The 15,071-nt window shown below is 36.4% G+C and carries 12 protein-coding genes; 2 read left to right on the forward strand and 10 right to left on the reverse strand.

The window, feature by feature from the left end:
• Window positions 1-9: 9 nt before the first annotated feature.
• Both nadC and PT278_RS05150 read right to left on the reverse strand, forming a co-directional pair.
• Entirely contained in the window at window positions 10-858 is an 849-nt protein-coding gene (gene nadC / locus PT278_RS05145) for a carboxylating nicotinate-nucleotide diphosphorylase (protein ID WP_277131015.1), read from the reverse strand.
• A complete protein-coding gene (locus PT278_RS05150; RefSeq protein ID WP_277131017.1) occupies window positions 858-1,967 on the reverse strand; it encodes an MFS transporter in 1,110 nt (369 codons plus the stop codon). Before PT278_RS05150 ends, nadC begins: the two co-directional genes overlap by 1 nt.
• 396 nt (window positions 1,968-2,363) lie before the next feature.
• Between PT278_RS05150 and PT278_RS05155 the strand changes: the two genes are divergently transcribed.
• Window positions 2,364-3,305: an aldo/keto reductase gene (locus tag PT278_RS05155; protein ID WP_277130739.1), complete on the forward strand. Its 942-nt coding sequence runs from the start codon at window positions 2,364-2,366 to the stop codon at window positions 3,303-3,305.
• A 76-nt stretch (window positions 3,306-3,381) separates the two neighbouring features.
• On the opposite strand, the gene araA is transcribed toward PT278_RS05155, so the two are convergent.
• Genes araA through PT278_RS05190 form a run of 7 tightly spaced genes read right to left on the reverse strand, consistent with a single transcriptional unit; the run spans window position 3,382 to window position 12,097 of the window.
• Window positions 3,382-4,803, reverse strand: coding sequence for an L-arabinose isomerase (gene araA, locus PT278_RS05160; RefSeq protein WP_277130740.1), 1,422 nt, complete (start codon window positions 4,801-4,803; stop codon window positions 3,382-3,384).
• A gap of 11 nt (window positions 4,804-4,814) precedes the next feature.
• Window positions 4,815-5,969 (reverse strand): sialidase family protein, encoded by a 1,155-nt coding sequence (locus PT278_RS05165; RefSeq protein WP_277130741.1) that lies wholly within the window; start codon window positions 5,967-5,969, stop codon window positions 4,815-4,817.
• Complete coding sequence (locus PT278_RS05170; RefSeq protein ID WP_277130742.1) at window positions 5,966-7,471, reverse strand: alpha-N-arabinofuranosidase; 1,506 nt, start codon at window positions 7,469-7,471, stop codon at window positions 5,966-5,968. Before PT278_RS05170 ends, PT278_RS05165 begins: the two co-directional genes overlap by 4 nt.
• A gap of 18 nt (window positions 7,472-7,489) precedes the next feature.
• Window positions 7,490-8,749, reverse strand: coding sequence for an oligosaccharide MFS transporter (locus PT278_RS05175; protein ID WP_277130743.1), 1,260 nt, complete (start codon window positions 8,747-8,749; stop codon window positions 7,490-7,492).
• 14 nt (window positions 8,750-8,763) lie between these two features.
• Complete coding sequence (locus PT278_RS05180) at window positions 8,764-9,732, reverse strand: family 43 glycosylhydrolase (RefSeq protein ID WP_277130744.1); 969 nt, start codon at window positions 9,730-9,732, stop codon at window positions 8,764-8,766.
• A 30-nt stretch (window positions 9,733-9,762) separates the two neighbouring features.
• Window positions 9,763-10,491, reverse strand: coding sequence for an L-ribulose-5-phosphate 4-epimerase (locus PT278_RS05185; protein ID WP_277130745.1), 729 nt, complete (start codon window positions 10,489-10,491; stop codon window positions 9,763-9,765).
• Between the two features lies 1 nt (window position 10,492).
• On the reverse strand, window positions 10,493-12,097 hold the full coding sequence (locus tag PT278_RS05190) for an FGGY-family carbohydrate kinase (RefSeq protein WP_277130746.1): 1,605 nt from the start codon (window positions 12,095-12,097) through the stop codon (window positions 10,493-10,495).
• A 315-nt stretch (window positions 12,098-12,412) separates the two neighbouring features.
• Here PT278_RS05190 and PT278_RS05195 point away from each other — a divergent pair, with 315 nt between their 5' ends.
• Window positions 12,413-13,495, forward strand: coding sequence for a GntR family transcriptional regulator (locus PT278_RS05195; RefSeq protein ID WP_277130747.1), 1,083 nt, complete (start codon window positions 12,413-12,415; stop codon window positions 13,493-13,495).
• A 75-nt stretch (window positions 13,496-13,570) separates the two neighbouring features.
• Here PT278_RS05195 and PT278_RS05200 read toward each other — a convergent pair whose 3' ends face one another.
• Window positions 13,571-15,070, reverse strand: coding sequence for an alpha-N-arabinofuranosidase (locus tag PT278_RS05200; RefSeq protein ID WP_277130748.1), 1,500 nt, complete (start codon window positions 15,068-15,070; stop codon window positions 13,571-13,573).
• Window position 15,071: the final 1 nt, after the last annotated feature.

The raw sequence follows: 15,071 nt of genomic DNA on the forward strand, positions 1-15,071 counted from the left end.
TTGAACAGATTACTTAATTGCACCTGACTTGTAGACACCTTGGACTAAAAAACTGATATCAATAGGGGACACATCATTGGTCAAGCATCCCATTGAAATATAATCGGAACCACATCCGCGATAACTAGCCAAATTGGTCAGATTAACACCGCCAGAAATTTCGGTAATTATTCCAGAAGGTACCAATTTAACCCATTCCTTAATTGTAGCCGGCGTTTGGTTATCAAACATTATTGTGGTCGGCTTAGCTGCAATTGCTTCCTTTAACTCTGATATTGATTCAACCTCAACTTCAATCGGGGTTAATGGTCCCTGAACAGATTTTAATTCTAAAATTGCTTCTTTAACGCCGCCCATCAAAGCAACATGATTATCCTTAAGCATGGCACCACCAGTCAGTCCAAAACGATGATTAACTCCACCACCAATTCTGACAGCATACTTATCAAACATGCGCAATCCCGGCGCAGTCTTACGGGTATCAGTAATTCTAATCGAATCGTCGTTTAAAAGTTGAATGGCCTTTTTAACTGTCGTTGCAATGCCGCTCATTCGCTGAATAAGGTTTAATACCACACGCTCAGCACTCAAAATAACTGCTGCATCACCAGTCACTTCCCCAATTAACGTTCCTTGGTTAACTAAAGTACCATCAGTTACTAGTGGATGATAGTTTGCCTGACCCAATAGATCATAAGCAACTTGTGGTACCTGCTGACCACAGATAACACCATCTTGTTTAGCAACAAAATGACCGCTGATCTTTTTCCCAGTTAAAAACTGGGTACTATAATCACCTTTTTCAAGATCTTCTTCTAAAAAGCCAATTAGTTTTTCACGTAATAATAAATTGTTCATCATTGATCCTCATTAACTTCTGCTTGCTTTTTGACAGGTATTAAGAGCATTGCCGCAGCTCCAACGAGCAGCGAAATCATGAAAATAACAAAAATTGCATTAATTCCAAGCTTTTGGTCAATTAATACTCCAACAAGCAGTGGCCCAATTACTGCACCAATTCGGCCAATTCCTTCAGCCAATCCGGTCATTGTTCCTCTAATTGCTGGTTCATAGATACTTGGTGTGATAGCAATAATCGTCCCATAAGCACCCAAATTAAAGAAGGACAAGATACAACCACAAATTACCGTTGCAACCGGTGTCTGTGCTTGACCAAATAAAACGGCGCCAATTGCTGTTCCTACCATATATATTGCAAAAATATAACGTAGGTTAATTTTTTTAGTGAGCCAAGCAGCAGTGAAGTATCCAGGCAATTGTGCAACGATAATAATAACTGAATAGCCAAAACTATCTACTACACTATTACCTTTACTTGTCATAATTCCCGGCAGCCACATAAACATACCGTAGTAACTAAACATAACCATGAACCAAGCTAGCCACAGCATAATCGTTTTAAAGTTTAAAAATTTACTAATGGTAAAGTGATGTTCTTTTTTAGCCGGCTGCTTAATTTCGGGTACGTGCTTACGCACAACAATTGCAAAAAATGCACTAATTGCCGTTACTATTAACAAACCACGCCAAGATAAAATACCATTCAATGCAAATGACAAAAATGATGCAACTAACCAGCCCAAAGCCCAAAAGCTATCAGCTAAAATTAACATTCGTGATCGTTTAGCACCACTATATAAGTCCGAAACATAGGTTGCTGCAACTGGCAGCTCACCACCAAGTCCCATCCCAACGAAGAACCTAATTATTAAAAATGAATCGAAGCCTTGTGCAAATGCCAATACAAAATTCCCAATTGAAAACGTTAGTAGCGACAACATTAATGTGTCTTTGCGACCAATTCGATCAGCCAAATAACCAAAGAAAAAGCCACCACAGATCATGCCAATCGTACTAATTGAACTAATTAAACCGGTTTGTGAATTGGTCAATGCCCATTCCTTATGCACAATTGGCATAATAAACGACAATAAACCAACATCCATCGCATCAAACAGCCAGGCTGTGCCAACAATTGCAAAAATAAATCCCTTTTTCTTATACACTCTTTTACCCCACAAATTAACAATTATCGGTAAACTTAACGCCATAAAGTCTCGACGTCATTTAAAATATTTCGTTAATTATTTACCATTCATAAATCACCAATTGATAATTCTCGTTAATTGTAGACTTTATAATGTAATATTTCAACATTATTTCAGCAAATAATTCGTGTTATATGTATTTTTGTGCTTATTTTTAAGATAAAGTTCTTATTTTATAAAAAATAAAGCACAAAACAAATAATTTGTTTCCTTTTATTTACATCACCTACAAACATAATATTCGATTAGCTTTAGGCTCAAAAAGACTTATACTAATCGTAAGGAGGTACTCTTATGAAACAAATTAAAATTGGTCAGACAAATTTTACTGGCTCAGAAATTGCGCTAGGCATTATGCGCATGAATGCACTAACGACTAATGAAGCTGCGACGGCTTTAGAAACCGCTCATGATGTCGGTATTAATTATATTGACTCAGCCGACGTTTACGGTCACGGCAAGTCCGAGGAAGTTTTCGGCAAAGCATTTAAGCAATCATCACTTAACCGCGAAGACTTCTATATCCAATCTAAAACTGGTATTTACGAAAATCCTGGGTTAAATTACAAAACTACCCGCTATGATTTTTCCAAAAAATATATCATTGAGGCTGTTGATGGCATTTTAACCAGAATGGGGCTTGATTATCTTGATAGTCTACTTTTGCATCGACCTGATGCCCTAATGGACCCAGCCGAAATTGGTGCTGCCTTTGACGAATTACAAACCGCAGGAAAAGTACGCCACTTCGGTGTTTCTAATTTCAACCCGATGCAAGTTGCATTATTGCAACAAGGTATCAGTCAAAAGTTACTGATTAACCAGCTGCAACTTAGCGTCATGCATACGGGGCCCATCGACTTTGGCATTCATACCAACATGACTGATGCACGTAGTATTGACCATGACCGCGGCGTCCTTGATTATTCACGCCTGCATAACATGACCGTTCAGGCATGGTCCCCATTTCAATATGGGCAAATCGAGGGTAACTTTATTGGTAATCCGAATTTTCCTGAAGTAAATGCCGCTTTACAAAAGTTAGCCGACCAAAAAGGTGTTTCCAAAAATGCCATTGCGGCGGCATGGATTTTGCGCTATCCCGCTAAAATTCAAGTAGTTATCGGCACAATGAACCCTGAACATATCATTGATAGCGCTAAGGGAGCAGACATTAGTTTATCTGCTCAAGAGTGGTATGACATTTATTTAGCAGCAGGCAATGATTTGCCGTAAAATTTAATTACACAAAAAACACTAGCACTTCATAAAAGTACTAGTGTTTTTAAATAAATATCCTTGCTCAAAAAAATTATTCAATATCACATAAGTTAACGCCATACATTGTAGCCAAGTCGCGAACTTGTTCCTCAGTAGCTGCAAATGACATTACAGTATGATGACCACCACCAGCATGAATCCACTTAGTGGCACCTTCTTTAAGGCCAGGTTTTGGTGTCCACATTTGCTTAGCAACAGGTAAGTGTGGTGTTTCCTCAGCTTTATGACCAATTACTGGATAAGTAACAATCTCGAAGTTATCACGGAAGTCAGCCAAAGTTACATCAACAGCGTCGCCCTCACCACCGGAGAATACCAGCCGCGCAGGATCATCCTTGCCACCAATGTCTAATGAGTGAACTTCAACCCGTGGCTTTTCAGAAGCAATTGATGGGTCAACTTCAAGCATGTGTGAGCCTAAAATAGCTTCATGACCCTTACGCAAATCAAGAGTATAGTCTTCCATAAATGCAGTTCTCTTGTTATGTGTCATAATCTTAAAGATCCGCAACAATCCAGCAGTCTTCCAGTCACCTTCGCCGGCAAAGCCATAGCCATCACGCATCATCAATTGAGCTGACAAACCTTCCAATTGCTTCATTCCGTGCAAATCTTCAAAGTTTGACGTAAAGGCAGTATAGCCACCACGTTCAAGGAAACGTTTTAAAGCAATATATTGTCTTAATTGATAGCGAACAGTATCTTCATAAGCTTTTGCATCCATATCGCCTTGAACCATAATGTAGCGCGATTTCAGGTCAGCATATTCGTCATCAATTTCAGATTCTTTAACTTTGTCCATTTCGTCAATTAAGTCACCAACAGGATAGTAATCAACTGTCCAACCTAATTGAATTTGTGCTTGAACCTTATCACCTTCTGTAACGGCAACATTACGCATCGTATCACCAAAACGACAGATCTTAGTCTTAAATGATTCGTCATAAGCAACTGCAACATCTTCCCAATCAGCAATTTGCTTTACAACTTCTGGATCTTGCCAGTGACCATAAATAACCTTATTACGCATATTTAAACGAGCATTGATATAGCCATATTCCCGGTCACCGTGAGCACTTTGATTCAAGTTCATGTAGTCAAAGTCCATCGTTTCGTAAGGGATGTAATTTAAGTATTGTGTAGCAAAATGCAACAATGGCTTTTGCAATAATTGTGATCCGCGAATCCAATTCTTAGCTGGTGAAAAAGTATGCATCCAAGTTATTACCCCAGCAACATTATCATTGTAGTTGGCTTCTTTCATAAACTTAGTGATTTCATCAGCAGTTGTTAGTACTTCTTTAAACACAATTTTATATGGTAAATTGCCATTTTCATTTAGACTAGCAACAATTTTTTTGGAATTCTCTGCAACTTGACTTAAAGCTTCTTCACCATAAAGGTGTTGACTCCCAGCAGCAAACCAAAATTCATATTTTGGAATAGATAACATTTATATTCTCCTTACTTAAAACTATAGATCATCGAGGTTAATGAATTACTGTTAGGATCAGTTGGTGACTTAAGCGGTCCACCACTTACAATTAATAAATCATCATTAGGCAATACAGTTAATGAACGGGAGTAAGCAAGTGGCATAGAAATTTTTACATCTTGCCATGCCCCATTACCATTTTGCTTATTAACATATAAATCACCGCTACCATCAGTATTTGCTACAACATCACCATTGTGCATCACTACTACATATGGGGCTCCACCATAAGCTAAACGTGTTCCTTCATCGCTTGCATTCCAAGTTAAACCATCATTTGAAATTTTATAATTTGTACGCCATTCACCGGAATTAACAACTTCATAAGTCATAATATATTTACCATTAGCCATTTTAGCTACAGTAACCATTCCTGGTCGAGCTTGTTCTGATTTAAAAGCAACATCATCCACTTCGTTTGACCAGTTAATTCCATCAATTGAAACACGATGAGATAATTTTTGACTATGAGCAGGTTTATCCCGTTCATCTGAAAAGTAGCAAACTAATTTATGATCAACTACATTAACAAACGGTTCCCATACAGGACCATTACTAGTTGTATTTACATCAGCATAACCACCAGTAGCAATGGTACTTAAATACTTCCAACTACGTGCGTGATCTGTACTATAATACAAAACAATCGAGGTTTTACTTAAATCACCAGGAATAGAGTTACCCGCACAAATTATAGTTCCCTTAGGCATCTGCCCAATTTGTTCTGGCAATTCATACAGAAATGGTTGATAACGATTGCCCCATGCCCGGCCATTAGATGCAAAATTATGTGTATCTTTAATTTCACTGATCTTTGACCACGTCTTACCATTATTTAAGCTTTCAAATATTAAAAAAGTGGGGGTATCATTAACATAATGTTCTGACGTTGCATAAAGTCTTCCGTTATATTTTGTGCTTGTATGAGTTGTAACCAAACCTCTTCCATACAAAAAGCTCGGACTTTTTGTATCTGGAAACTGTGTTTTAGTTGCAATCGTAACTATTGAGCCATTCGTATCTGCTTTAGCTGTATTCTTTGTATATCCAAAAGTTAAGCCGAGCGAAGCAAATCCTAATATTAATAAAAATCTTTTCTTACTAAGCATTCTCATAATATTCATCCCTTATCTTTTACAGATAGTCTTATCATATTCCACGAATATGCTTCTAATTTACCAACAACACGATTACTATCAAGATTTACTTGTTTTAATTCTTCAATTCTCATTAATTGATTTTCATTAGTTTGTTCTAAATCATAACCACAAAATTGAGTTGCTTCAATAATATTTATAGCTGGAAAATCATCTATTTCATAAGAAATTTCAACTTCTTTATCTGCTTTGTTTTCAATAAATAAAACTATTTCATTTTTAGCAGAATTGTACGCAGCTGATGATTCAACATAAGGAACTACTCTATTTTCCAAGCTGTAACTTTCTGAATGACTTTGAACCCGTAAAGTTTCGCCTTGACCGTAATTTGATATTTGCAGAAACGGATAAAAAATTGATTGTAACCAAATTGTTGGTGTTCCAGAAATATTAGTCATTATCGGCGCAATAACATTTACTAATTGTGCTAAACAGCCAATTTTAACCCGATCGGCATGATTCATTAATACCATTGCTAATGATCCTACTACTAATGCATCAGCAAAATTATAATGATCCTCCAATAAAGGTGGTGCAATTTGCCAAGGCTTTTGTTTATCGTCAGCTTTTTTAGAATGATACCAAACATTCCATTCATCCATAGCTAGATACATCGTCTTATTTTGGTGTTTACGTGCCTTAACTGCATCACAAATTGCAATTACATCATTAATTAAACTATCAAGATCAACTGATGATGATAAAAACTTTTTAATATCATGGTCATCATTATCGTAATATTGGTGAAGGGACAGATAGTCAACATCATCATATATATGGTCTAAAATTGTCTCTTCCCATACACCAAAAGTATCCATAGTATGTAAAGAACTACCACAAGCTATTAACTCAATAGTTGGGTCAACAATTTTCATTGCCTTAGCAGTTTCATGGGCTAAGCGACCATATTCTGTTACTGTTTTATGGCCTATTTGCCATTCGCCATCCATTTCATTGCCTAAACTCCATAACTTAATATTAAAGGGCTCAGTTTGACCGTTTTTAATTCTTAAATCACTTAAATATGTACCTTTAGGGAAATTACAGTATTCAACTAAATTTCTGGCAGAATCGATTCCTCGTGTACCAAGATTAATCGCCATATCAGCTTGAGCACCGATAGTTTGACACCACTTCATAAACTCATGAAGTCCAAATTGATTAGTCTCTATACTTTTCCAAGCCAGATCTAATTTAACTGGACGCTCTTCTTTTGGTCCAATGCCATCTTCCCAATTGTATCCTGAAACAAAATTACCACCAGGATACCTAATTAGAGGGACGTTTAACTTTTTAATCGCAGAAACAACATCTTTACGAAAGCCATTTTCATCAGCTAGCGGATGATCCGGTTGATAAATGCCAGTATAAACACCACGACCAAGTTGCTCAGTTAAAGATCCCCACATTCTAGGATCAATTTTACCAATTCGATTATCACTGTTTATCTTAAAACTAGCCTTTAACATAATTAACCTCTATTCGGCTCAATTAGTCGACTTTGCAACAGGCTCTTCTTCAACTTCTCCAGCTTGTACTGGATCTTCTCTCTTTAAAGTAAGTGCTGCAAATAAAGTAATAACAAAGACAAAGATACCCATCATAACGTATGTATGTTGATAACCCATGCTATCGTATAATTTACCCGCAAGCGACGAGAATATGAATACCGATATTTGTTTAGCAAAATTTGACGCCATTGCATAAACTGTTGCATACAAACGAATATCAAATGCTCCTGAAATATATTTAGTAATTGAAGTTAAAAGTAATGGCATTTCTAATCCAGCAAGTAATCTGAAGAAGACAATCCAACCCCAAGTTGGTGATAAAGATGAACCTAAAATTCGAATACAAGTTAAAAATCCATAAGCAATTAATCCATTTTTGGCACCAATTTTGTTAATAATCCAAGGCATTGGAAACATTAAGAAAAATTCAATTAAAGTTTGTCCAGAAGACATGTAACTATAAACCAGTGTACCTTGGGCAGCTGTAGCAAAGAATGTCTTGAAGAAAATAATAAATTGTTGGTCAAAAACATCAAAAATAGCTGAAGCTCCCATGTAGAAAATTGATAATACCCAGAAATTCTTACTCTTAAAAACAGAACCAATGATTGACATATCTAACGAATTAGACGTATCACCAGCTGCTGATGCATTAGCTAAATTGATTTTGTCACTAAATAGCAGCAAGCAGACAAAGATAGCAGCTGCAATCGAACAACTCCAGAAAATAGCATTTGGTTGCCACAAGAATAACCGACCAGCTACAAGTGAAGCTACAATTCCGGCAACTGATCCACCCAAACGAGCGTGTGAATATTCAAAGCCATTAGCTAAACTAGCACGTTGAACATATTCTTCAACTACACTGACGCCACCGTTTAATACAAAACTAAGAAATGTACCAGTAACAATTGCAACTAAGAAAGAATTAACTTTCATTAGTGGAATAAATAGCCATTGGAAATACGGTCCAATAAAGATACCAGCGATACCAATAATTACAATCAAGTTCTTTTTAAATAGTAACTTATCCGAAATAATTCCAAAGAATGGTTGGAAAATCAACGAAATTCCGGCCATCATTGAGAAAACTAATCCTGATTCTGTACCATTCAGGTGGCCTACTTGTTCCATCCAAAGGGTCAAATAACCATTAACAGTTGCCCAAATGAAGAAATAGGTAAAATCTGTAAATGGGAAACCCCAAAAGTGTTTATTTTTAGTTTCTGTATTCATTCTTACTACCCTCTTTATTTATAGTTATATGGTACTGGTTTACCAAAGTTTGGCGTACCATCATTATTCCAACTAAAAGTTTGAACCTTTGTATGGCGGTTTGGATCATATAATGGATCGCCCTTAATATCGGTATAATCTCTACAATGATAGACTAAAACATCTGTTTCCCCATCTTCTGCCTTAGTAAATGAATTATGGCCTGGACCATATTGTTTTTGCTCTAAATCACTTCTAAATACAGGTTCAGCATTTTTACTCCAACTCTTAGGATCTAATAAATTCGATTCGTCAGAAGCAGTTAACATTCCCATGCAATAATTTTCATCTGTAGCACTTGCAGAATACGTTAAGAAGAACTTGCCACCATGGTGAATTACTGCTGGACCTTCATTTACCCAAAAGCCTCTAGTTTCCCAATCATATTCAGGCTTTGAAAGCATTACTGGATCTGTCTTGAGTGTCCAAGGATTTTCCATTTCTGCTATATATAAATTAGAGTTACCTTTAATATCTGGATCTTTTTGTGCCCAAACATAATAAAGTTTATCTTGATACTCAAAACTTGTAGCATCTAGTGAAAAACTATCCATCGGTGTCATCACCCGACCACGTTCAATCCATTTATCTTCAGTTGTAATTGGATTGTCTTCATCACATTCAATACAAAACATTCTATGCTGGAACATACCATTTTCATCAAAAGCGGTTGTTTCTGCAGCGGCAAAGTAAATAAACCACTTGCCTTGGATATAATGCAATTCTGGAGCCCAAATTAATTGGCTCATCTCACCTTCATCATGTTTACGCCAAATTGTTCTTGGTGCTGCATGAGCTAGGCCTTCCAAAGTTCTAGCTCTTCTTAATTCAATCCGGTTGTAAGCTGGTACTGAAGCCGTAAAATAATAATAACCATCTGTATGTTTATAAATAAACGGGTCTGCTCTTTGAATAATCAAAGGGTTAGTATACGTATCTGTCATTTTAATTAACTCCCTTTTTTAAAAATTTTTCTATTTTCTCTTTGCATGTGTCTGTGACTGTGCATTATTTTGACCATAATAGGCATTCTTACCATGCTTGCGATAATAGTGCTTATCCAGTAAGTATTGTGGTAATTCACTATTAGCCCTTGTTAGTTGCAAAGTGTGATAATCTTCCTCAGCCACCACTTCTAGTACCTTAGCGTTATATACCGCCTTTTTGGGCGTCTCACCCCAGCAGAATGGACCATGTTGGCTGACCAATGCTCCTGGAGTTGCCTCATAATCTAAGCCTCGTTCTTTGAATGTCCGCACAATAGACTTGCCAGTATTGCCTTCATAATCTTCCTCAATTTCAGCCTTAGTTAAAGCATCAGCTGCCGGAATTGCATTATAAAAGGTATCAGCATGAGTTGTATTCATTGCAGGAATATCCACTTTGGCTGCCGCAAAGGCTACAGCCCAAGGTGAATGGGTATGGACAATACCGCCAATCTTAGGAAAGGCATTGTACAAAACGGTATGCGTCGGCGTATCACTTGATGGGTTTAGCGTACCTTCAACTACCTCGCCTTTAAGATTAACTACCACCATATCATCGGGTTTCAGTTGTTCATATTCCACACCTGAAGGTTTGATAACAAACAAGCCGCTGTCACGATCAATCCCAGACACATTGCCCCAAGTAAAGGTAACCAAATCCAGCTTAGGCAGTTGCATGTTAGCTTCATAAACTTCTTTTTTCAGTTGTTCTAACATTCTATTCTTCCTCGTCCTTTAGTATTTCCGCTTGATTTTCAAGTTCCAGTGCTAATTTATAGCGATCAATATACTTTTGTGCACCTTTGACACCTTCAGGCTCTGGACTTAAGCTCATCATTTCTGAATTAACAAAAACTTGATTATCGAGATAGTCTGCCAATGCGACTGACTTATCTTGTGCAGCGTATTGCGCAAGCACTGCCATGCCCCATGGGCCACCAACACTGGCATTAAGCATGACGGAAATCGGCAAGTTTAAGATATTAGATAATACTTGCTGTCCAACTACTGGTGTTTTAAATAAGCCACCTTGTGCAATCATGACATCAGTCTTGACATTCTCTTCATCTGTCAAAACATCCATCCCAATCTTAAGCGGAGCATAAGCCGAATAAAGTTGTGCCAACATAAAGTTTGCTAATGTAAATTTACTGTTAGGAGTTCTAACAAGCATTGGCCGACCTTCATCGGTATTGGTTACTGGCTCACCAGAGAAGTAACTATAATTAACCATGCCACCAGCATCTGGGTCTGACTTAGTAGTATTTAAGAACAACGTACTATACAGTTCATCTGCAGATAAGTTTCTACCTAAACGCCCAGCGAACTCCTTAAAAATTTCTGCCCAAGCATTAATATCAGAAGAACAATTATTAACGTGAACCATAGCTACTGGTAAGCCATCTGGCGTTGCCACAATATCGATATCGCGGTGAACTTTTTTGAGAGGCTTATCCAGAACTACCATTGAAAATTCAGAAGTGCCAACAGAAATATTACCGGTTCTAAGTCGGACACTATTAGTACTGATCATACCGGTACCAGCGTCACCTTCAGGTGGTGCCATTACACTGCCACTTTGCAGCGTTCCAGTTGGATCAAGCAACTTAGCACCTTCTTCAGTTAAATGGCCAGCTACTTGTCCTGCAGTCAAAACTTTCGGTAAAATATCTCTAATTTTCCACGGGTATTTCTTAACTTGTGGCAAGTTATCAAATTGTTCGAGCATCTTGGAATTAAAGTCCCCTGTCTGATCAATCGGGAACATCCCTGAAGCATCACCAATACCAACGCTTTTTTCGCCAGATAACTTCCAGTGAACATATCCAGCTAAAGTTGTCATATATGCAATATCCTTTACATGCTTTTCATCATGTAAAATAGCGTGGTATAAATGTGCTATACTCCAACGAAGTGGGATATTGAAATCAAATAAGCGTGTTAATTCATTGGCTGCATCACCAGTAATCGTATTACGCCAAGTTCTAAACGGCACTAACAATTGATCTTTTTGATCAAATGCTAGATAACCATGCATCATGGCACTAATTCCGATTGCATTAATTTTTTCAATCTTAACGTGATACTTACTACTAACATTAGCTGCAAGCTGTTTATAACTTGCTCTTAATCCTGACCAAATTTCTTCATCTGTATACGTCCAAATACCATCTTTTAAACTGTTTTCCCATTGAAAAGTACCTGTCGCAATAGGATTAAATTGACCATCTATTAGCACTGCTTTAATTTGTGTTGAACCAAATTCAATTCCTAAAGCAGTTTTTCCTGACCGAATTAATTCAGCTGTATCCGTGATATTCACCAAATCACATCTCCATTTCTAATCTCATTAAATTGAGATGTAGCTACGCTCTCTAGAAAGCGATTACATAATATAATATTTATACGTATAATTCAAGCTATCCTAAAATTCATTCGAATAATTATTAATAAAAATATATTGGTATATCACATTTATTTACTAATTAAAAATATTTTTATTTTTTTACCCAAAATTTTTTCGCGTAATTTTAAAATTTATTAATTGATATTTATCAACAAAGTGCTAAACTATTATTTTAAGTATAATATTTTTCGCGATATATAATTTATTCGGATAAATATGGAGGTTTCTAAAATGAAAAGTGATTATCTTACAATTAAAGAGACTCTTAAAAAAGAAATAACCTTTGGCCACTTTAAAATTAATCAGAAATTACCAACTGAAACTGAATTAATGCAGCAGTTTAACAAATCTCGCTATGCTGTTCGTAAAGCGTTAACTGAACTACAAAATGAGCATCTAATCTATAAAGTTCAAGGCAGTGGGATGTTTATTCAAGACTGGAATAAAAAATGGCAGGTTAATCCCGAAAGTAAAACAATTGGATTAATCTGTACCCATATCGCAGACTATATTTTTCCTAAGATAATTTCACAAATTGATAATGAAATCAGTGAAAAAGAATATTCCTTACTATTGGCTAATACCCATAATCAACCTTCAAAAGAGCGTGAAAGCCTAATAAAAATGCTCGACTCACAAGTTGCAGGATTAATTATCGAACCAAGTGAAAGTGCCAAGACTAGCCCGAATCTCGACATCTATGAACGAATTGCTAAAAGTAAGATTCCACTGTTATTCATCAATGCGGAATATTCTAAATTGAATTTTCCATCAATCACAAATGATGACAAAAAAGCAGAAACAGAGCTTATCAAGTATCTGCTTAAGCTAGGACATCAGCGAATATTAGGAATATTTCAAGTTGATGATCTTCAAGGCGTACATCGGATGGATGGCTTTGTAGAAGCTTATCAAGAAACCAACTCCAATCTCTCTAACAGCAGTATCATCATGTATAATTCTCATGATCCCTTTCAAGCAATTAGCAAAAAAATAGCCTTTTACTTAAAAGACAGTCAGAAGCCCACAGCAATTGCTTGTTACAACGACCGTTTGGCCTTATTAGTCTTAGATATGCTTAAAAAAATGCAGTTAAAGGTTCCAGAAGATATTTCACTGGTTGGATTTGATGATTTTGACTCAGCTGCATACCTAACACCAAGTTTAACGACGATGAATTACGAACGAACTTCTGTTGGCAAAGAGGCAGGACAAGGGATTTTGAAATTAATTCGCGGAAAGAAACTTAAATCCATTGTTCACTATCCTAAGTTAAAAATAAGAGCTTCAGTTGCTAAACCCAAAGAAAAATAGTGCATCAAAAAAACAGATTAAGAGTTGTTATCGAAAAACACTTAATCTGTTTTTTAATTTATTTAACTAAAATAATTATTTTACATTAGCAGATAATCTAATCATATTCCATGAATATGGTCCTAACTTACCCGCTATACTATTTGCAGCCACATTAATTTTAGATAACCTTTCTAATTGCATCGTTTGATCTTCATTGGTTTGTTTCAAATCATAACCACAAAATTGAGTTGCATCAACTAAGCTAACATCCGTACAACTAGTCAATTCATAATTAAATTGGGACTCCTGATCAGACTTGTTCTCAATAAATAAAACAAGCTCGTTTTTATCAGAATTATAGACCGCACTTGAGCTAATGTACGGCACTGTTATATTTTCTACCGTATAGCTCTTACAGTTAGCTTCAACTTTTAACGCCTCACCTTGAGCATAATTAGAAACTTGCATAAATGGATAAAAAATAGATTGCAGCCAAACTGAAGGCTCTCCTTCAGTATTGGTCATAATTGGTGCAATAACATTAACAAGCTGTGCCAAACAACCAATTTTAACTCGATCAGCATGATTTATCAGTACCATTGCCATTGCACCAACAACCAATGCATCTGCAAAATTATAATGATCTTCCAATAAATGTGGCGCAATTTGCCAAGGATCTGCTTTAGCATCAGCATCTTTAGAATGGTACCAAACATTCCATTCATCCATGGCTAAATACATTGTCTTATTTTTATGTTTACGAGCCTTTACCGCATCACAAATTGCAACAACATCATTAATAAAATTGTCAAGGTCAACAGAAAAGCCCAAAAACTTCTTAATATTATGTTCATTATTATCATAATATTGGTGCAAAGAAAGATAATTAACATCATCATAAACATGATCTAAAACCGTTTCTTCCCACTTACCAAAAGTTGCCATCGTATGGCTAGAGCTACCACAAGCAATTAATTCAATTGAAGGATCAACAATTTTCATTGCCTTTGCAGTTTCATGAGCTAAGCGTCCATATTCTTCAGCAGTCTTATGACCAATTTGCCAATCGCCATCCATTTCATTGCCTAAGCTCCACAACTTGATATTAAATGGTTCCGTTTGTCCATTCTTAATTCTCAAATCACTCCAATAGGTTCCTTTAGGAAAATTACAGTATTCTACTAAATTTCTAGCAGCATCAATTCCCCTAGTTCCCAAATTTATTGCCATATCAGCATTAGCATTGATTTTTTGTGCCCAATTCATAAATTCATGCAGACCAAACTGATTGTTTTCTATTGTCTTCCAAGCTAAATCTAATCTAACCGGACGTTTATCTTGGGGACCAACACCATCTTCCCAATTATAACCAGAAACAAAGTTACCACCAGGATATCTAATTACTGGCACATTTAGTTCCTTAATCGCGGCAATTACATCTTGGCGACATCCATTTTCATCAGCTGTTGGATGATTTGGTTGATAAATTCCTGTGTAAACACCTCGACCCAATTGTTCAACTAATGACCCCCACATACGTGGATCAATTTTACCAATTACATCATTTATATTTACTTTGAAATCAGCTTTCATT

The sequence above is a fragment of the Lactobacillus sp. ESL0703 genome, from assembly GCF_029433435.1.
Taxonomy (GTDB): domain Bacteria; phylum Bacillota; class Bacilli; order Lactobacillales; family Lactobacillaceae; genus Lactobacillus.